Origin of the sequence: Rhodoferax potami, assembly GCF_032193805.1 — a bacterium.
Classification (GTDB): Bacteria; Pseudomonadota; Gammaproteobacteria; order Burkholderiales; family Burkholderiaceae_C; genus Allorhodoferax; species Allorhodoferax potami_A.
In genome coordinates, this window is record NZ_JAVBIK010000001.1 from 342,826 (window position 1) to 360,379 (window position 17,554).

The window sequence follows — 17,554 nt, forward strand, 5'->3', positions numbered from 1 at the left end:
GTGCCCGCAGGAGCACTGCTGGAGCGCCGGTCGGTGCGCACCTTGGATTTTTGGCCGACCCGCTCAGCGCAGGTACAGGCGCTGGCGCAAGTCGCCAAAGATGCCAGCGCAGAGGCCTTAGCCGCCCGGGTGCGGGCTGCCGGAGTGGGCGCCAAAGGGCTGCCCGCCTTGGAATGGCTGCTCTGGGTCCAAGCGACTGAGCCCGGTGCGCAGGCGCTGGCTGCGGCTATCAGCGGCGAGGTATCTGCAGAGGCCGGCACGCTGCTGCAGGCCTACCAGACCGCGGCGCAGGCGCCTGACAGCGACTCGGTAGATGAAGCCAAAGCCTGGGCCGACTACGGCGAATTTTTCACCCAATGCATGGGCAGCCTCGACCAGTTACGCCTGAAGAAAATGCGGGTCAACACCCGGGGCAAAGACAGCGCCATCTGGGTGCGCGGCCTGAGCGGGCAAACTGCCGCCGCGTGGCAAGCGCAGTGGGAAAGCATCGCAAACTTTCTGACAGGCGACTCTGCAGGCAACTGCGCACCCTCCAACGACGCGGTGGCCCGAAGCTTTACCGACTTGTTGCGCTCGCGCGGCCACCTTGCTCCCGCCACCCAGTTGGCGCAGCAACTGGCAACGACCTGCCGTGCGGTGCACGAGGCCCGCCCGCAAACAGCGAGTAGCGTATTGCGCGCGCAGCACAGCATCGCGGCGCTGTGCACCTTGGCCAGTGACATGGGGGCCCGGCTCTTCGATTTCAGCCAAGGGTTTACGGATGCCGATGGCGATTGACCCTGCGCCAGACGCGCAGTCGCTGACGCGCCGGCAAACACTGGGCACACTGGCCTCGATGGGCTTCGCAGCTTGGGGTGCAGGGCTACCCTGCGCATCCCTGGCCAAGCCCGGTGCTCGCGCCACAGAGACACAAGTGCTCACCGCCTGGCAAGACCGGGGGCAGGCCTACGCCGGTGTCTGGACCCCACAGGGCGCCCGCTGGGCCACCGCGCTGCCCGACCGTGCGCACCAACTGCTGCCCCTCACCGCCTCACGCGCGGGCCAAGCGCCAGAGGCGCTGGTGGTCGCACGGCGGCCGGGCGAATACCTGGCCCGGGTGGACACGCGCAACGGCCGCCTGCTGCACCTACACCCCATGGAACCTGATCGCTATTTGGGGGGCCACGCTGTGCAGTCGCCCGACGGGAAATTCATTTTCACCACCGAGAGTGATGGCGACACCGGCCAAGGCGTGATTGCGCAGCGGCATGCGGGTTCGCTGGAAACGATTCGCGAATTCCCTAGCGGGGGCATCGGCCCCCACGCCCTGATGTGGCAGCCCGGTGGGCAACTCATCGTGGCGAATGGCGGCATTTTGACCCTGCCCGAGACCGGTCGCCGCAAACGCAACCTGCCGCAAATGGCCTCCAACCTGACGCGGCTGGACAGCACGAGTGGCCGCATCGGCGCGCAGTTTGCGTTAAACGACCCATATTTGAGCCTGCGCCACCTCGCGCTGGCACCCGATGGCACCTTGGCGGTGGCCCTGCAGGCGGAGCATTCCGACCCTGCGCTGCGGCAAGCGGCTCCGGCGTTGGCTTTATTGAGCTCTGATGGGCTGCATACGGTGGCGTGGCTCGCTGACGACGCAGCGCCCGACGGGTGGCAGGGCTATGCGGGCGACGTGTGCTGGGCTGGCGGCACGTTTTGGGTGAGCGCCACCTACGCAGGCCAGGTGATGGGCTGGTCCACAGCTGGCGAATGGCGGGGCATGTTGCCCTTGGCAGGCGCCGGCGCCCTGATGCCTGTGGGCATCGGCGCTGATGGCTTTATGGCGGGCGGTAGTCGCGAGGCGCTAGCTGCACCTACAGGCACTAGCGCTATTGGCAGTGCCAGCCACCACAAGCGCTACCGCTTGGCCAGAGGCTGGGACAACCACGGCACTTTGCTATCTATTTAATAGCTATCCGCGCAATATCGGTGGGCGCTAGGCGGCTTTTTGAAGCATGGATTCGCCAATACTACGGATTTCGGGGTAGCTGGAATCCAACAACCGCTGGCCTGCTTGGCGCTGGTAAGCGGCCGTGGCGGTGGCAGGCACCTTGCGCAACCAGTGCAATGCCGCCTGCAAATCACCGCGCTGTGCCAGCAGGGTGGCGTAGTTGAATTGCCCACGGAAGTCGCCGCCTGTGGCTCCACCCTCAAACCAGACAAAGGCCGCATTCAGGTCACGGGCTACGACCCTACCATCCTCGTAAAAGTAGCCGATCTTGGTCATGGACTTGGCATGCCCGCGCGCCGCGGCGTGGCGGTACCACTCGAGCGCAGCGGCATCGTCTTGTGCAACCCCCATGCCGGCTGCGAGCAGGTTGGCGTAGTTGTACATCGCCGCATCCAGCCCCGCGTGCGCTGCCTGGCGGTACCAGTTGGCGGCTGCAAAGTAGTCCACGTCGCCCCCCCAACCGTTTTCAAAACACCGACCAGCCATATTCATGCCCATGGGGTGTGCCTGCTGCGCCGCTTTCAAAAAACTGGCTCTTGCGGCATCCGCATTCCGGGGTTGTCCGTGGCCATCGAGCAGCCATTGCCCGGCGATGGCTTGTGCATCCGCACTGCCAAGCACGGCTGCGGCTTCCATCCAGCGGGCCGCTACGAGCGGCTCGGCCTGTGTCACCGTTTGCCAGTCTTGCGGTGTCATGGATTGGAGAATGTCGGGAGAAGGAGGTAAATGCAGTTTCAGCGCGGGCATGGTAAACAAAAGTAAATTTTTTAAGAACTATAAATGCAAATGCGACAACTTCTCATTTACAATTTGGTTTTTCCACAGCACCGGACTACCCATGATTGTTTGTGTCTGCCATCGCGTATCCGACAAAGAGATCCACCATCACGCCAGTGAAGGCAAGAGCTTTGAAGACATCCAGATCGATCTGGGCGTGGCCACCCAGTGCGGCCGCTGCGAAGACTGTGCACGCGATGTCGTGGAGCGCTGCCACGCCAATGCCACCATGGTGCACGGTGCCTGGAAAACCATCACCATGACCCGCCACCTTTAGGTCATTTTTTAAAACTAAACAGGAATGCTTCTTGTTTAGTTGACACGTTAGCAAGCCACGTCCAAGACCGCACTGCCGGTGGGAGACATAGCCAGCAAATTCTTTTCATTGAACGTTGAGAGCGCTATGCCCACTACTCGCCCCTTCCCTTCCCCGACGCCTTTGGCGGCTAACCCTGCGACCTTGCTCCCCTTGGGCGCGATGCTGCTGGCAGGATCTTTTTCTGCGGTAGCCCAAGACACCGGAACGGAAGCTGTCAAAACACTCAAACCCGTCACGATCACCGAAAAGGCCGAAGAGGCACAGGGCAAAGACTCCGTGCGTGCCACCACAACATCAATCGGCAAAGGCAAGCAAGAGCTGCGCGACATTCCCCAGTCCATCACAGTAGTGACTGAAAAGCTGGTCGACGACCGTAACCTCGACACCCTGAAAGACGTGCTGCACAACACCGCCGGCGTCACATTCCTAGCTGCAGAGGGTGGAGAAGAAGATATCCGCCTGCGCGGCTTTTCGCTGGCGCAAACCGGCGACATTTTTGTAGACGGCATGCGCGACCCCGCGTTCTACGACCGCGACACCTTCAATAGCGACAAAATCGAACTGCTGCGCGGCTCCGCATCCATGCTGTTCGGCCGTGGCTCCACCGGAGGCGCTGTCAACCAAAGCAGCAAGCAAGGTCGCGCCATTGACGACCATGAAATCAGCACCACCGTCGGCATGTACAACTACCGCCGGGTGACAGGCGACTTCAACATCCAAACCGGTGAAGACTCGGGCCTGCGTATCAATGCCATGGTCACCAAAGCGGACAACAACGCCGCGGGCAGCAGCATCGACAAACGCGGTATCGCCGCCAACTACCGCTGGGGCATCGGCACCAAGGACGAGTTCTCGGTGGGAATCATGTCTCTGGACAATGACAACGGGATCAACTACGGCGTGCGTTGGATCAGGCCCACTTCCGCAACAGCAACCACGAGCTCGGTCCTGAACAGCGCTATCGCCCCCCAAACCTATTACGGCATGGCCAGCGACTACAACAAGGGGACCGCAGAATACCTAACCGCTAGCCACACCCACCGCTTTGACGACGAAAGCGAGCTGAAAACCTCAGTGCGCCGTGGCGTCTACACCCGCGACCAGCGCGCCACCCTCTGGAACTACGCCACCGGCACCGGCATCAACAACTTCTCGGATGCCACCGTTTTAACCCGCGGCGCTCAAAACAAGATCCAGGACCTGAACTCGGTGTATCTGCAAACGGATTACACCAAGAAGTTCTCGGCCTTGGGCGTGAAGCATGAGTTGTTCACTGGCGTGGATTTTGGCCAAGAGAACAAAAACGTTTTCCGGGCCACTGGCGGCGTATCCCGCCCCGCCACCACCGTAGGCACCCCCAACGACGGTGCTTCAGTGGACGAATCGGCTCGAATCGTGACCCGCTCCAGTGCGTTCCAAGCCGACAACCTCGGCCTGTACGCCATGGACTTGGTTCAAGTGGCCGATCATTGGAAAGTCCTGGGTGGATTGCGCTTTGACCGCATGCGCGGCAACTACATCACAGAAAGCGCAGCTGGCGTGAAAACGGCAGCCTTTGAGCAGAATATTGCCAATTGGAGTCAACGGGTTGGCGTGATGTACCAGCCCACTGAGCTGAGCTCGTTCCACTTTTCTTGGGGAACATCTTTCAACACTTCCGGTGACACCTATTCCTACAGCGCCGGTAACTCCAATGCGAAACCGGAACAAAGCCGGAACGTGGAAATCGGTGCCAAATTGGACTCCGCAGACAAGCGCTACACCACGCGTCTGGCGATCTTCCAGTCGGTGAAGTTCAACGAGCGCAACACCGACCCTGACAATGCCGCAGCAACACCGGTACTGTCCGGTCAGCGCCATGCCACCGGACTGGAAATTGACGCCTCGGGCATGTTGACCCCCAAGTGGGAGATTTACGGCTCCTACATGTGGATGCCCGACGCCATGGTGGATGCGGCAGCCCCGTGCCCTGCCACAGGAACTTGCTCTCAGAACACAGCAGGTGACCGTGTCGGCGATCGACCTTCCTTGACTCCCGTGCATAGCGGAACGGTGTGGACTACCTACCAGTTCACCCCCCAATTCCGTGCCGGCACTGGTGTGAATTTCCGCAGCGAGCAGTCACCCAACCGCAATCCCGGCTTCTTTGCACCCGGCTACGCCACCCTCGACTTGATGGGCGAGTACAAGTTCAACGAAAAAACAGTGCTCAAAGTCAACCTGACCAACGCACTGGACAAGTTGTACGCAGATGGTCTGTACACCAGCTTCTACACACCTGGCCCCGGCCGGAATCTGCAAGCCACTTTGAACCTGAAGTTCTAAGCCAGCGTCCTTACCTGCCAACCACTGCCATGCTTTTGCACCTGCCCGATCTGCTGACCTCTGACGAGGTCGCCCATGCCCAGCACCTGTTGAAGGAGGCTCCGTGGACGGATGGGCGCAAAGGCACCGGTGAGTTGGCAAGGCAGGTCAAAAACAACGAGCAACTGGACCACGAGGGTGACATTGCCCGCAGCATCCGCGAACTGGTGCTGCGGGGTCTGGACCGCAACACCACCTTCTTCTCTGCGGCACTACCCAAAAAAGTATTTCCACCCCGTGTCAACCGGTATGGGGGCGACAGCAACTTCTACGGCAACCACATCGATGGCGCCATTCGCTACATGCCCGGCAACGGGCAGCGATTGCGAACGGATGTGTCGTGCACCGTGTTCCTCAATGACCCTGAGGACTATGACGGAGGCGAACTCACGATCGCCGACACCTACGGCGAAAAGACCGTCAAGCTGCCGGCGGGTCACGCGGTGCTTTACCCCGGCACCAGCCTGCACCAGGTCAAACCCGTGACCCGCGGGCACCGTATCGCCTGCTTTTTCTGGATTGAAAGCCTGGTTCGAAGCGACGAGCAACGCCGCATGTTGTACGAGCTCGACATGAACTTGCTGGCCATGCGTCGCCGGCACGGTGATTCGGAAGAAACCACAGCACTCACGGGCGTTTACCACAACATGCTGCGCATGTGGGCCGACACCTAAGGCCACTGGCCACGCTCAACGCCTTTGATGATTTTTACTGCCTATGTCTACTTTTGCACTTCCGCGTTTTGGCGCACTTCCTGCTTTAAGTCGTAACACCAGCATTGTCGTGACGGTGGTTGCCTTCCACGTGGCGGCTTTGTGGGCCGTTCAAAGTGGCTTGCTTAAGCGCGTCGTGGAGGTGGTAGTGCCCGCCGAAATCCTGGTGGAGTTTGTAGCCCCCGCATCGCCACCACCCGCACCACGTGCCACTCCGCAGCCCAAAACACCCACCAAAACAGTCACTACCAAACAACCGACACCTCCGGTGCCTGCACCCACCCCCACAGTGGCACCCCAACCCGCGCCCACGCCCTTGGCGATTGCACCCTCTGCCAATACACCGGCACCGTCAGCGGCAACCCCCGCAGCAACGGCAACTACACAAAGCAATGCCACTGGCAGTAGCAATGTACCTGCAGCCCCGCCCGCACCACCGGCTCCGCCAAAGGTCGAATTGCCCTCCAGCGATGCCGATTACCTGAACAACACCAAGCCTGCCTACCCCGCAATCAGCAAGCGTTTGGGTGAGCAAGGCCGCGTCGTGGTGAGGGTATTCATCGATGCCGACGGGCAACCCAGCCAGGCCAGTGTCAAGCAAAGCAGCGGATTTGACCGCTTGGATCAAGCCTCGGTGGAGACCGCTTTGAAATGGCGCTACTCCCCGGGCAAGCGCGCTGGTGTCGCACAAGGCATGTGGTTTGACGTGCCCCTTAACTGGCAGCTCACCCGCTAGTCCACTCTTTGTCTTTTATTCAATTCGTTTTTCTTCGGAGTTATTTATGGAATCTCAACTCGGCCTCATCACCCTCTGGAACCAAGGCGACTGGGTCACCAAAGCGGTGGCAGTTTTGCTGCTCGGCATGTCCTTGGCGTCATGGATCGTGATTCTGATCAAGGCCCTCGACATCTTCAAGTTCAAGTCGCTGGCGGGCCGCACCGAAAGCTTCTGGCATAGCGCTGACTTTGAATCCGGCATGACGACCCTAGGCAACCCGGTCGACAACCCGTTCGTTCAATTGGCGCGCTCGGGGCAAGAGGCCACCGCCCACCACCGCCACACCCAAACCCAATTGCATGACGCCCTGGACATCAGCGACTGGATCAGCCGCGCCTTGCGCAACAGCATTGATGACAGCACCGCACGCTTCCAGAGCGGCTTGGCCGTGTTGGCATCGGTCGGCTCGACAGCACCTTTCGTAGGGTTGTTTGGAACCGTTTGGGGCATCTACCACGCACTCATGGGCATTGGCGCATCAGGCCAAGCCACTATCGACAAGGTCGCTGGCCCAATCGGCGAAGCGCTGATCATGACCGCCTTGGGTTTGGCTGTAGCCATCCCGGCAGTGCTGGGATACAACGCGTTGGTCCGTGGCAACAAGTCCATCCTGACCAAGCTCAACCGTTTCGCCCACGATTTGCACGCCTACTTTGTGACGGGCGCACGGGTCACCCACGTCCAGAGCGGTGACAGCAAAGTCGTCGCCATGAAAAAAGCCTGATCCGCCGGAGGAGACCCCATGTCATTTGGAATGCAAGACGCTGGCTCCGACAGCGACGCCGAGGTCATGAACGAGATCAACATGACACCGCTGGTCGATGTGATGTTGGTGCTGCTCATCATCTTCATCATTACCGTGCCGGTGATGAAACACGCTGTCAATGTAGAGCTGCCAACGGCCACGAGCCAGCCGGAGCAAGTCAAGCCTGAAACACTGCAGCTCAGTGTGGACGCGCAAGGCGCTTATTTTCTGAACCAATCGTTAGTTGCCAGCGATGCCCTGAGCGGGGTACTGCAAGCCGAGGCCGCCAAGGATCCGCAGCCGGAATTGCATATCCGCGGGGACAAAGCCGTGCGCTATGAATTCGTGGCGCAAGCCATGGCGTCCGCTCAACAGGCGGGGCTGCGCAAAATCGGGTTCATCTCCGAGCCGACACGATGAGCGCGGCGCGTATCAACTTAACGTATGGAATCCCATCAATCACTCCCCGGCACCCTTGCCCCCAAGCCCAGCCCGCTGGGGTCTGCGACGCGGCGCAACGCTTCCAAGCCGATCGATAGCGCTGGCAACCGGGTTGTCAAGGCGAGCACGCTCCTCGGCGAGCGCCAGAGTGTGGACATTGAATACAACGGCCAGCGCTATCGCCTGCAAACTACGAAGGCAGGCAAACTGATCCTGACCAAATAGCAGTTGACCATAAAAAAGCGGGTGGCGCACATAGAACGTGCACCACCCGCTATTTTTTTAATAGCAATCGGTGGGCTTACAGACCAATAGCAGCGATACCCGCCTTGGCGATCTGGGCGTCTTCGTTCGACTTCACGCCGCTCACACCCACCGCACCCAGGCATTGGCCGTCCTTCATGATCGGCACGCCGCCTTCGAGCAGGGCATCGAGGTTGGGCGCGCTCAAAAAGGACACGCGGCCGCCGTTGATCATGTCTTCATACACTTTGCTCTCGCGGCGTCCCAAAGCGGCTGTGCGGGCCTTTCCGGGGGCAATGTGGGAGGAGATGGGGGCCGCGCCATCCAAGCGCTGGAATGACAACAAATGACCGCCGTCGTCCACGATGGCAATACTCACGGCCCAGCTGTTTTTCGCAGCTTCAGCCTGAGCGGCGGCGGCGATGGCGGTGACGTCGGCAAATTCGAGAACGGCTTTGGTTTTCATAAGGTGTGCAGGTGATAAGGGTGAAAACCCTGAGCATAACCAAACGCGGAGTCTTTTTACCCCGCTCGCATGCAGATCACCTGTACCCGAAATGACAAGAATAAGCATACAAACCGTGGGGGTGGCAGCATGAAGGCCTAGAATGTTCGCACTGCTTGCTGTAACCGTGCATGTGCGCGACTCAAGCAGTCAACAACTGGAGTTACACCATGACCGATCGCACTACTACCTTTGGCCAAAGCCTGGGCTATGGCGCATCAACCGCGCAACGCAACAAGGTGCTGCGCAACACATATTGGCTGCTCTCACTGAGCATGGTTCCCACCGTGGTGGGCGCTTGGGTGGGCGTGGCGATGAACTTGGGCCCTATTTTCAGCGGCATCCTTGGCTTCGTGCTGTTCATGGCCATCGCTTTCGGCTTCATTTTCGCGATTGAAAAGACCAAGAATTCTGCCGCTGGCGTCCCTGTGCTGCTGGGCTTTACTTTCTTCATGGGGCTGATGATGTCTCCCCTGATCCAGCGCACCCTGGGCTTTAGCAATGGCCCTCAGCTCATCATGACCGCATTTGCCGGCACCGCAGGTGTGTTCTTCGCCATGGCCAGCTTGGCCACCGTGATCAAGCGCGACCTGAGTGGTATGGGTAAATGGTTGTTTGTAGGCACTATCGTGTTGATCGTGGGCGGCTTGGTAAACGCTTTCGTGGGCTCTACTGCCGGCATGATGGCCTTGTCCATGGCTGCCATCGGCATCTTCAGCTTCTGGATGCTGTATGACGTGAAACGCATCGTGGACGGTGGCGAAACCAACTACATCACCGCGACCCTGAGCCTGTACCTGAACATCGTGAACGTGTTCCAGAACCTGCTCGCTCTGTTGGGCATTTTCGGCGGCGAACGCGACTAAGCGGGGTAGCTGCCGCAAATGGCAGCACGCGCACAACAAAAAAGGCCCCGAGGGGCCTTTTTTGTTGTCAATATCAACACCGGAATGCCGATAACACCAGTAGCACTCCATCCGCCCTATGACACTACGCCCTCTTCTGTTGCTACTCCCCTTGCTGCTCTCAGGTTGCGATCTGCAATCGATTCAGGCAGCAATGGCCGACCCGAAGATCGCCCAACGCGAGGCGGAGGCCAAAGCCATCGGCAGCGCTTGCCGGCACGGGCTGCGCAGTATTGAAGACTGCTATTCGCTCAACGAGAAAGCATCCAAGTCCGCCATTTTCAACGGCTGGAAAGAGATGGATCTCTACATGCGCGAAAACAAAATTGAAGGGGTTGCGCCCCAAGGCTTGAAACCTCCTCCACCTCCGCCGCCACCGCAACCTGCAGAGGCCGTGATCACGGAGGAAGAGGAAGATCCCAAAGCTAAATCCAAGGCCAAACCCAAAGGTTAGTGCTTAGCGCCAAGGGCTCAGTCGTTCCGCTCGAACACGGCAATGCTCTCCACGTGCGCCGTTTGGGGGAACATGTTCACCACGCCAGCCTTAGAGCAGGTGTAGCCGGCCTCATTGACCAGCACTCCGGCGTCCCGGGCCAAAGTGGCAGGCGCGCAGCTCACATACACAATGCGCTTGGGCGGTGTCCAGCCCTTGCGCAGCTCGGGCTGCTGGCACAGCGCTGCCAAGGCTTGCACCAGTGCATAGGCACCCTCACGCGGTGGGTCAATCAGCCACTTGTCGGCAGAGCCATCCGCAATCAACAGCTCAGGCGTCATTTCAAACAGGTTGCGCGCTACAAATTCAGTAGCTGCTAGCGGAGATTCTGCGGGCGATGCAGCCGCTTTTCGCTTGGAATTAAAGACCAGGTTTTCACGCGAACGGGCCACCAGGGCTTCAGCCCCTTCAATACCCAACACTTCGCGCGCTTGGGTAGCCAGTGGCAAAGTGAAATTGCCCAAGCCGCAGAACCAATCAATCACGCGCTCAGTCTTCTCCACCTGCAAAAGACCCAGCGCCCTTGAGACCAGCACCCGGTTGATGTGCGGGTTGACCTGCGTGAAATCGGTCGGGCGGAACGGCATGGTGATGCCAAAGTCGGGCAGGCTGTAGGCCAACTCTCCGGTCTCATGGCCCGGCAACTCGTCAAGGCGGTGAATGGTTTCAGGGCCTTTGGGCTGCAACCACCATTGCAAACCCGCTTGGGTCGCTGCAAAGGCCCGCAGGCGGCCTTTGTCAGCCTCCGACAGGGGCTCCATATGGCGCAGGACTAACGCAATAACGCCAGCCTGATTGTCTTGTTGGTCGCTGATGTCGCCCATGGCGAGCTCAAGTTGCGGAATGGTTTCCACGGCGTCCATGGACTCAATCAACTGACGCAGAGGCATCAGCATCGCGCTAACCCTAGGAGCCAGCACGTGACAGACCTTCATATCCGCCACATAGCGGCTCTTGCGCTCATGGAAGCCGATCAGCACCGCACCCTTTTTCCGAACAAATCGCACGGACAAACGACCACGGTATCGGTAGCCCCACGAGGGCCCCTCGATCGGCCGCACCACATTGTCCGGCTTGAGTTTGCCGATGTGATGCAGGTTGTCTTCCAGTACACGTTGCTTCACGGCCACTTGGGCGCCCACGTGCAAGTGCTGCATCTTGCAGCCGCCACAGGCGCCTTCATGCAGACCAAAGTGCGGGCACGCAGGCTGTACCCGCTGGGAAGACTCGATGTGGATCTCGGTCAGAGTGCCCTTTTCGAAACTGGCCTTGCTGCGGTGCATCTGCGCACTCACCACTTCAAAGGGGAGAGCACCTTCAATAAACACCACTTTGCCGTCAGGCCGGTGGGCGACCCCTTGGGCTTCGAGGTCTAGAGATTTCACTGCCAGCCAGCCATCAGGCAGCTGCGGCGTGGCCGCTGTGTCGTTGTTGTGTTCGTCAGTCATCCCTGAATTGTCTCAGGTCAGACCACACCTCGCCCAAAACTCCGCGTCGATCTCTCCTCGGACTGCGAAGGCGATAAAAAAGCCTCAGCAGCCTAACGAGCGGGGAGGTATTTCATTGGATCCACCGGTTTGCCTTGGCGGCGAACCTCGAAATGCAACTTGACGCGATCTGCATCGGTGCTGCCCATTTCGGCGATCTTTTGACCCTTCTTCACCGTCTGGTCTTCCTTCACCAGCAAGGTCTGGTTATGGGCATAGGCCGTCAAGAAGGTGTTGTTGTGCTTGAGGATGATCAGGTTGCCATAGCCGCGCAATCCGGCACCGGCGTACACGACTTTCCCCTCACCCGCTGCCAAGACAGGGTCTCCGGCATTCCCGCCGATGTCCAAGCCTTTGTTTTTGACTTCATCAAAGCCGGCTAACACCGTGCCATTGCCCGGCCACATCCAAGCGACTGCATCGTCGCTCGTGGCAACGGGGGTAACCGCCGCAACCGCAGGCGCACTGGCAGGAGCAGATGCTGCCTTGGCCGGTGCACTCGCTGCTGCGGTGACGGCGGAGGCCGCTCTGGCCGGCGCACTCGCCGCCGAAGACTGCCCGCTAGCGGGTGGCAGAGCCGTCACGGTGCTACTACTGCTTGCCACCGGCTTGGTACCTGCAGCTTCCGCCACCGCTACCGGCTGAACGATCCGCAGTACTTGGCCCACTTCAATCTTGTTGGGGTTGTCCAGCGCGTTCCAACGTGCGATGTCTTTATGACTTTGGCCGTTTTCCAAGCCAATACGAATCAGCGTATCGCCAGGCTTGACGGTGTAGTAGCCCGGCTTGCCTGCATTCTCAAAACCGGGAGGCTGCTTGACCGCTTGGGTGCGTGGGTCGGTGTTCACCGTTTGTTGTGGCGCTTGGCTGGAGCGATCCTCGACAGGCGCTCGGGTAATGGGCTTGGAGCCACAACCCGCCACCACCAGTAGCGCGGCACCCGCAACGCAAAACCACAAACTACGCATACCAACCATATTGATTTTTCCCTTCAGGCAACACCCGATTTTAGGGGTACAAAATGCACCGCCTCCAGAATGCTCTGGCGCAGGCCCTGGGCTGTTTTGTCAACGACCAGGAGGGCCTGTCCTCCGGCGTGTACCACGGGAGCGACCAAGCGCCCACCCACCGCTAATTGATCAATCCACGCTTGCGGCAAAGCATCGCCTCCGGCGGCCGAAATAATCCCGGCATAAGGCCCCCCCTTGGGATAACCCGCCATGCCATCCCCGAACAGTAAATGCACATTGGGCAAGCGCAGAGGCCTCAAATTGTCTCGGGCTTTGTCGTGCAAACCCTTCAAGCGCTCAATGCTGTAGACCTCTGTGGCCACACGGCTCAGCACTGCGGCCTGGTAGCCGCAACCGGTGCCGATTTCCAGTACGCGGCCCATGGGCCCGGTGGCACCATTACGCAACAGCTCGATCATGCGAGACACCACTCCCGGCTTGGAAATGGTCTGCCCCAGCCCGATGGGCAGGCTGGTGTCTTCGTAGGCCTGGTTCACTAAGCCACTGTCCACAAACCGGTGTCGCTCAATCGAACCCATGGCAGACAAGACCAAGGGGTCTGTAACACCCTGCCCGGCCAGCTTTTGCACCATGCGTTGCCGCACCGCCAGCGAATCCATCCCCAAACCTTGGGGGACAGGTACGCTGGAGACTCCACTTTTGGGAGCCACCGTTTTAGCAGCACCTGTTAAGGGGCCGGCTTGGCCCCGCGGCGCCAGTGGCATTACCGTACCTGACGGATGCGGCCGGTTTTTCGCAAGGGTGGTGTCGAGCCGCGCCGGAAAGGAGGGCCGCTCCTTCATATCTTGGGTGATGAGGTCAAACGGTTCATCGACTGAGCCCAATAGCCCAGATTGTCATGGTCTGTGAGATCGACTTTGAGCGGAGTCACGGCAACATGGCCTTGAGCCGTGGCATGGAAATCAGTGCCATCAGCATCGTCCTTCACCGGACCCGCGGCACCGATCCAGAACATGGTTTCCCCTCGGGGGCTCTGCTGCTTGATCACTTTCTCGGCAGCGTGTCGCTTACCCAGGCGACACAGCTTGGCAGCGCCGATCATCTCAAAAGGCAAATTGGGAATGTTCACATTGAGCAGCCATGGCGCTGTGGTGATCATTTGCTGCTGCTGCATTGCAAGCACCATCTCACGGGCTTTTTGCGCGGCAGATTGCAAGTGAACCCAGTCCCGCTCCACTTGGGAAAACGCAATCGCTGGAATGCCGAACAAAAAGCCTTCCATCGCGGCTCCGACAGTGCCAGAGTAGATGGTGTCATCCCCCATATTGGCACCGTTGTTGATACCCGACACCACCAAATCTGGGCGGTAATCCAGCAAACCGGTGAGCGCGATGTGCACACAATCTGCAGGTGTGCCATTCACGTAGCGAAAACCGTTCGCGGCCTGGTGCACATACAAGGGCGAATGCAGCGTCAGTGCATTGGATTTAGCGCTGTTATTTTGCTCAGGAGCAATGACCTCCACTTCAGCAACATCTTTGAGCGCTTCGTAAAGCGCCACGATACCGGGGGCTTGATAACCGTCGTCGTTGGAAATGAGAATTTTCATAGCAAGAAATAGTGTGGAGGCATTGTAGGGGGCAGTACTGCAGCCGGTCGCCGTCGGGACAATCGGGCGCAGACACTCCGCGCACGGGTTCTATGATTTGAGGAATTATCTTTGGAGAAACACCATGCATGCCTGGCTATGCGAAGACCCCACAGGCGTTGACGCCTTGAATTGGAAGGAACTACCAACCCCTGAGCCCAGGGCCGGAGAGGTCCTGTTGGAGATTCACGCTGCAAGCTTGAACTTTCCAGACCTGCTGATTGTTCAAAACAAGTACCAAATGAAGCCCGCACTGCCCTTCGTGCCAGGTTCAGAGTACGCCGGAATCGTGGTTGCAGTCGGTGAAGGCGTCACCCATTTGAAAGTGGGCCAAGCAGTCGCATGCCTCAGTGGTACCGGCGGTTTTGCGACACACACGATCGCACCCGCTGCCATGTGTATGCCGCTTCCCTTAGGGTTCCCGATGGTGGATGCCGCAGCATTCATCATGACCTATGCGACTTCACACCATGCATTGCTAGACCGTGGGCAACTGAAGGCAGGTGAAACGGTCTTGATTTTGGGCGCCGCTGGCGGCGTGGGCACTGCGGCCATCCAGATTGCCAAAGCCGCGGGGGCCAAAGTGATTGCCGCTGGCTCGAGCGCAGAAAAATGCGAACTTTGTACCCGTATCGGCGCCGATGCCACGATCAACTACAGCACCGAGAACCTGCGCGATGCCCTGAAGGCACTGACGCAAGGACGCGGACCTGATGTGATCTACGATCCTGTGGGTGAGGATCTTGCAGAACCGGCATTCCGCTCCATCGCATGGCGCGGTCGCTACTTGGTCGTGGGTTTTGCCGCAGGCCCTATTCCGGCGCTTCCCTTCAACTTGGCGCTCCTGAAAGGCGCTTCTATCGTAGGCGTCTTCTGGGGCGACTTTGCCAAGAAAGAGCCGGGTGCCAATGCCAAAATGATGCAAGAACTTGTCGGCTGGTACATGCAGGGAAAAATCAAGCCAGTGATTGACCGCACCCTGCCGATGGGCGAAGCCAAAGCCGCTTACGCGCATATGGGTTCACGCAAAGTAATGGGCAAAGTGGTCCTGGTGAATAGTTGAAATCAGCCGGTCGCCACTTTTCAAACCTACAAAAACAAAAACCCGCTAACTTGCGTTAGCGGGTTTTTCAAACTGGGGTGGCTGATGGGGCTCGAACCCACGACAACAGGAATCACAATCCTGGACTCTACCAACTGAGCTACAGCCACCATAGAAATAAATTATAACCCGAATTTCCGGCTCTTTTTCAATTCAAGCCGGTTTTGGGTCTCAAGGTGCAGGTACCTTCATCTGCACTTTGAAACGCTGCTTCAAGCCTTCATAGTAAGCGGCGCTCTCAGCTGCAGCCACCCATTGGGCGTATTGCGCTTGTTCCTGCTTGGATTTTGCCTCTTCCACTGCAGTGCGCTGCAGAACCTTGTTGACTCGCACAATGGCGTAGCCCTGTGTCCCCAAGTCAACGCCCACGAATGCGGGGAGCTTGGCAGGACTGGCACGCAGAGCAGCGTCTACTATTGCGCCTTGCAAGCCTTGGCTCGCATCACGTGACATCGTCACTGCGGCAGCGAAGCTGACACTTGACGGGTCTTTTTGCACCGAGGCTAATTTCTCGGCCCCTTCTTTTTTCGCCTGCTCCAGCGCCCGGCTAGCGATCAAACGATCCCGCACCAGAGGCTTGACTTCTGCCAACGACAGGGCACGCGCAGGGCTGTAAGAGAGGATCCGTGCAGATACCAACTGATTGGCGCCAAGTTCAAGGGCTTCCGTATTGCGCTTGTTCTCCAGCGAGTCAGCGCTAAAAATAGCCTCTAAAAAGCGGCTGTTGGCGAGAGGACCAGTAGCACCCGGCTGCACCGCACGCTGAACACCGTCCGCTGTCTTCACTACGAGCTTCAGACGATCGGCGACAGGCGCCAAGCTGTCCGATTGCTCGTAAACACCATTGGTAAATGATTCAGCCGCTTCAGCAAATTTCCGTTGCGCCAGTTGCGCCCGCAGCTCTGGCTCTAGACTGGCTTTGACCTCGTCAAAAGACGGCTGTTTGGCGCTCTTGATGTCCGCCAATTTGATGATGTGGAAGCCAAAATCAGACTCCACCAGATCGCTGATGTCACCCTTTTTCAGGGAGAAAGCTGCATCTTCAAAAGGCTTCACCATGGCGCCACGACCGAAGTAGTCCAAATCGCCACCGCGGACAGCAGATCCGGCATCTTGCGAATTCTTTTTGGCGACCTCTGCAAAGGTCTCGGGTGCTTTGCGAACTTGGGCGAGCAGCGCAGCGGCGCGTTCTTGAGCCTTGGTACGCTCAGCCGCAGGCATGTCCTTCGGCGCATTGATCAAAATATGGCTCGCACGTCGCTCTTCCTGGGCACTGAAACGGCTTGCGTTTTGATCGAAGTAAGACTTCAAATCAGCGTCGCTCACCACAACCGATTTCTTCAGCGCTTCAATATCAAGCAGCACATATTCAATGTTGGCGGTTTCAGTGGACTGAAACTGCGCAGTGTTCGCTTGAAAGTAGGCTTCAATATCAGCCTCAGAAGGATTTACCTTCGCAACAAAATCTGCCGGCCCGAAGCGGGTTACTTGAATTTCGCGGCGCTCAAAAAAAGCGTTGAGCGCAATGTCCGCCAATGCTTTCGGTGAAAAAGCGGTAGACGAAATGGCCGACTCCACCTGCATCAACGAGAGATCGCGGCGCACACGCGCTTCAAAGCCTTCTGGCGTCAGCCCTTGGCTTGCCGCCAATTGCCGGTAACGCTCCATGTCCACGGTACCGTCGGGTTTGCGGAGACCTGCAATCGTCGGGTTTTGCTGCAACTCTCGCGCCAGGCGGGCATTGCTCATGGTGAGGTGCGACGCTTGAACAGCCTCGGCCATCACCTTGTCACGTACCAAACGTTCAAGTGTCGCGTAACGTGCTTGGGGGGAATCCAGGAGCTTGGGATCCAAATTGGGTACGGAGGTGCGCAGTCTGTCGACTTCGTTTTTGTGGGCAAAGTCCCATTCTTCTTGGGTAATCTTTGCTTTGCCAACGGTCGCTACCGTTGCGCCCTGATCTGCCATGCTTTTGTAACCATCAACCCCCACCAACACAAAGGCGGGAATGAGTAGCAAGAACATCAAGAACATCAACACCTTGGTGTGCTTGCGAACAAAATCGAACATGCGCTAACTCTC

19 protein-coding genes and 1 tRNA gene are annotated in these 17,554 nt (G+C 58.7%); 12 read left to right on the forward strand and 8 right to left on the reverse strand.

Annotated features, from left to right (window positions below):
* Together RAE19_RS01640 and RAE19_RS01645 are read left to right on the forward strand one after the other, a co-directional pair.
* Nucleotides 1-777, forward strand: a complete 777-nt coding sequence (locus RAE19_RS01640; protein WP_313873279.1) for an imelysin family protein — start codon at nt 1-3, stop codon at nt 775-777.
* A complete protein-coding gene (locus tag RAE19_RS01645) occupies nt 761-1,939 on the forward strand; it encodes a DUF1513 domain-containing protein (protein WP_313873280.1) in 1,179 nt (392 codons plus the stop codon). Before RAE19_RS01640 ends, RAE19_RS01645 begins: the two co-directional genes overlap by 17 nt.
* A 27-nt stretch (nt 1,940-1,966) precedes the next feature.
* Here the strand turns inward: RAE19_RS01645 and RAE19_RS01650 are convergent, their stop codons facing one another.
* Nucleotides 1,967-2,728, reverse strand: a complete 762-nt coding sequence (locus tag RAE19_RS01650; RefSeq protein WP_313873281.1) for a tetratricopeptide repeat protein — start codon at nt 2,726-2,728, stop codon at nt 1,967-1,969.
* A 91-nt stretch (nt 2,729-2,819) separates the two neighbouring features.
* Between RAE19_RS01650 and RAE19_RS01655 the strand changes: the two genes are divergently transcribed.
* The 7 genes from RAE19_RS01655 to hemP all read left to right on the forward strand — a co-directional run bounded on the left by RAE19_RS01655 (nt 2,820) and on the right by hemP (nt 8,343).
* The gene (locus RAE19_RS01655) at nt 2,820-3,035 is read left to right on the forward strand and encodes a (2Fe-2S)-binding protein (protein WP_313873282.1); all 216 of its coding nucleotides are present in this window, start codon (nt 2,820-2,822) and stop codon (nt 3,033-3,035) included.
* Nucleotides 3,036-3,161: 126 nt separating this feature from the next.
* Complete coding sequence (locus RAE19_RS01660) at nt 3,162-5,402, forward strand: TonB-dependent receptor (RefSeq protein ID WP_313873283.1); 2,241 nt, start codon at nt 3,162-3,164, stop codon at nt 5,400-5,402.
* 29 nt (nt 5,403-5,431) lie between these two features.
* Nucleotides 5,432-6,115, forward strand: a complete 684-nt coding sequence (locus tag RAE19_RS01665) for a Fe2+-dependent dioxygenase (RefSeq protein ID WP_313873284.1) — start codon at nt 5,432-5,434, stop codon at nt 6,113-6,115.
* 43 nt (nt 6,116-6,158) lie between these two features.
* Entirely contained in the window at nt 6,159-6,890 is a 732-nt protein-coding gene (locus RAE19_RS01670; RefSeq protein WP_313873285.1) for an energy transducer TonB, read from the forward strand.
* 46 nt (nt 6,891-6,936) lie between these two features.
* Complete coding sequence (locus tag RAE19_RS01675; RefSeq protein ID WP_313873286.1) at nt 6,937-7,656, forward strand: MotA/TolQ/ExbB proton channel family protein; 720 nt, start codon at nt 6,937-6,939, stop codon at nt 7,654-7,656.
* 18 nt (nt 7,657-7,674) lie between these two features.
* Entirely contained in the window at nt 7,675-8,097 is a 423-nt protein-coding gene (locus RAE19_RS01680; protein WP_313873287.1) for an ExbD/TolR family protein, read from the forward strand.
* A gap of 24 nt (nt 8,098-8,121) precedes the next feature.
* Nucleotides 8,122-8,343, forward strand: a complete 222-nt coding sequence (hemP, locus tag RAE19_RS01685; protein ID WP_313873288.1) for a hemin uptake protein HemP — start codon at nt 8,122-8,124, stop codon at nt 8,341-8,343.
* Nucleotides 8,344-8,419: 76 nt separating this feature from the next.
* On the opposite strand, the gene RAE19_RS01690 is transcribed toward hemP, so the two are convergent.
* Entirely contained in the window at nt 8,420-8,827 is a 408-nt protein-coding gene (locus RAE19_RS01690; protein ID WP_313873289.1) for a GlcG/HbpS family heme-binding protein, read from the reverse strand.
* Between the two features lie 209 nt (nt 8,828-9,036).
* Here RAE19_RS01690 and RAE19_RS01695 point away from each other — a divergent pair, with 209 nt between their 5' ends.
* The gene (locus RAE19_RS01695) at nt 9,037-9,732 is read left to right on the forward strand and encodes a Bax inhibitor-1/YccA family protein (RefSeq protein ID WP_313873290.1); all 696 of its coding nucleotides are present in this window, start codon (nt 9,037-9,039) and stop codon (nt 9,730-9,732) included.
* Between the two features lie 118 nt (nt 9,733-9,850).
* On the forward strand, nt 9,851-10,225 hold the full coding sequence (locus RAE19_RS01700; protein WP_313873291.1) for a hypothetical protein: 375 nt from the start codon (nt 9,851-9,853) through the stop codon (nt 10,223-10,225).
* 17 nt (nt 10,226-10,242) lie between these two features.
* Here RAE19_RS01700 and rlmD read toward each other — a convergent pair whose 3' ends face one another.
* From rlmD to surE, 4 genes are all read right to left on the reverse strand, one after another.
* Nucleotides 10,243-11,712, reverse strand: a complete 1,470-nt coding sequence (gene rlmD / locus RAE19_RS01705) for a 23S rRNA (uracil(1939)-C(5))-methyltransferase RlmD (RefSeq protein ID WP_313873292.1) — start codon at nt 11,710-11,712, stop codon at nt 10,243-10,245.
* Between the two features lie 92 nt (nt 11,713-11,804).
* Nucleotides 11,805-12,728 carry a peptidoglycan DD-metalloendopeptidase family protein gene (locus tag RAE19_RS01710; protein WP_313873293.1) on the reverse strand — a complete coding sequence of 308 codons (924 nt, stop codon included), beginning with the start codon at nt 12,726-12,728 and terminating at the stop codon, nt 11,805-11,807.
* 14 nt (nt 12,729-12,742) lie between these two features.
* The gene (locus tag RAE19_RS01715) at nt 12,743-13,564 is read right to left on the reverse strand and encodes a protein-L-isoaspartate(D-aspartate) O-methyltransferase (protein ID WP_313873294.1); all 822 of its coding nucleotides are present in this window, start codon (nt 13,562-13,564) and stop codon (nt 12,743-12,745) included.
* Nucleotides 13,561-14,331: a 5'/3'-nucleotidase SurE gene (surE, locus tag RAE19_RS01720; RefSeq protein WP_313873295.1), complete on the reverse strand. Its 771-nt coding sequence runs from the start codon at nt 14,329-14,331 to the stop codon at nt 13,561-13,563. The genes RAE19_RS01715 and surE overlap by 4 nt, the downstream gene beginning before the upstream one ends.
* 124 nt (nt 14,332-14,455) lie before the next feature.
* Between surE and RAE19_RS01725 the strand changes: the two genes are divergently transcribed.
* Nucleotides 14,456-15,433, forward strand: coding sequence for an NADPH:quinone oxidoreductase family protein (locus tag RAE19_RS01725; RefSeq protein WP_313873296.1), 978 nt, complete (start codon nt 14,456-14,458; stop codon nt 15,431-15,433).
* A gap of 73 nt (nt 15,434-15,506) precedes the next feature.
* On the opposite strand, the gene RAE19_RS01730 is transcribed toward RAE19_RS01725, so the two are convergent.
* Nucleotides 15,507-15,582: transfer RNA gene (locus RAE19_RS01730), tRNA-His, on the reverse strand.
* A gap of 61 nt (nt 15,583-15,643) precedes the next feature.
* Nucleotides 15,644-17,542, reverse strand: a complete 1,899-nt coding sequence (locus RAE19_RS01735; RefSeq protein WP_313873297.1) for a peptidylprolyl isomerase — start codon at nt 17,540-17,542, stop codon at nt 15,644-15,646.
* Nucleotides 17,543-17,554: the final 12 nt, after the last annotated feature.

Coding starts and splice junctions, on each gene's coding strand:
- RAE19_RS01725 (WP_313873296.1), top strand. CDS start 14,456: ATGCATGCCTGGCTATGCGAAGACCCCACAGGCGTTGACGCCTTGAAT.
- RAE19_RS01670 (WP_313873285.1), top strand. CDS start 6,159: ATGTCTACTTTTGCACTTCCGCGTTTTGGCGCACTTCCTGCTTTAAGT.
- rlmD (WP_313873292.1), bottom strand. CDS start 11,712: ATGACTGACGAACACAACAACGACACAGCGGCCACGCCGCAGCTGCCT.
- RAE19_RS01655 (WP_313873282.1), top strand. CDS start 2,820: ATGATTGTTTGTGTCTGCCATCGCGTATCCGACAAAGAGATCCACCAT.
- surE (WP_313873295.1), bottom strand. CDS start 14,331: ATGAAAATTCTCATTTCCAACGACGACGGTTATCAAGCCCCCGGTATC.
- RAE19_RS01645 (WP_313873280.1), top strand. CDS start 761: ATGCCGATGGCGATTGACCCTGCGCCAGACGCGCAGTCGCTGACGCGC.
- RAE19_RS01700 (WP_313873291.1), top strand. CDS start 9,851: ATGACACTACGCCCTCTTCTGTTGCTACTCCCCTTGCTGCTCTCAGGT.
- RAE19_RS01735 (WP_313873297.1), bottom strand. CDS start 17,542: ATGTTCGATTTTGTTCGCAAGCACACCAAGGTGTTGATGTTCTTGATG.
- RAE19_RS01710 (WP_313873293.1), bottom strand. CDS start 12,728: ATGGTTGGTATGCGTAGTTTGTGGTTTTGCGTTGCGGGTGCCGCGCTA.
- RAE19_RS01665 (WP_313873284.1), top strand. CDS start 5,432: ATGCTTTTGCACCTGCCCGATCTGCTGACCTCTGACGAGGTCGCCCAT.
- RAE19_RS01680 (WP_313873287.1), top strand. CDS start 7,675: ATGTCATTTGGAATGCAAGACGCTGGCTCCGACAGCGACGCCGAGGTC.
- RAE19_RS01715 (WP_313873294.1), bottom strand. CDS start 13,564: ATGAAGGAGCGGCCCTCCTTTCCGGCGCGGCTCGACACCACCCTTGCG.
- RAE19_RS01690 (WP_313873289.1), bottom strand. CDS start 8,827: ATGAAAACCAAAGCCGTTCTCGAATTTGCCGACGTCACCGCCATCGCC.
- hemP (WP_313873288.1), top strand. CDS start 8,122: ATGGAATCCCATCAATCACTCCCCGGCACCCTTGCCCCCAAGCCCAGC.
- RAE19_RS01650 (WP_313873281.1), bottom strand. CDS start 2,728: ATGCCCGCGCTGAAACTGCATTTACCTCCTTCTCCCGACATTCTCCAA.
- RAE19_RS01660 (WP_313873283.1), top strand. CDS start 3,162: ATGCCCACTACTCGCCCCTTCCCTTCCCCGACGCCTTTGGCGGCTAAC.
- RAE19_RS01695 (WP_313873290.1), top strand. CDS start 9,037: ATGACCGATCGCACTACTACCTTTGGCCAAAGCCTGGGCTATGGCGCA.
- RAE19_RS01675 (WP_313873286.1), top strand. CDS start 6,937: ATGGAATCTCAACTCGGCCTCATCACCCTCTGGAACCAAGGCGACTGG.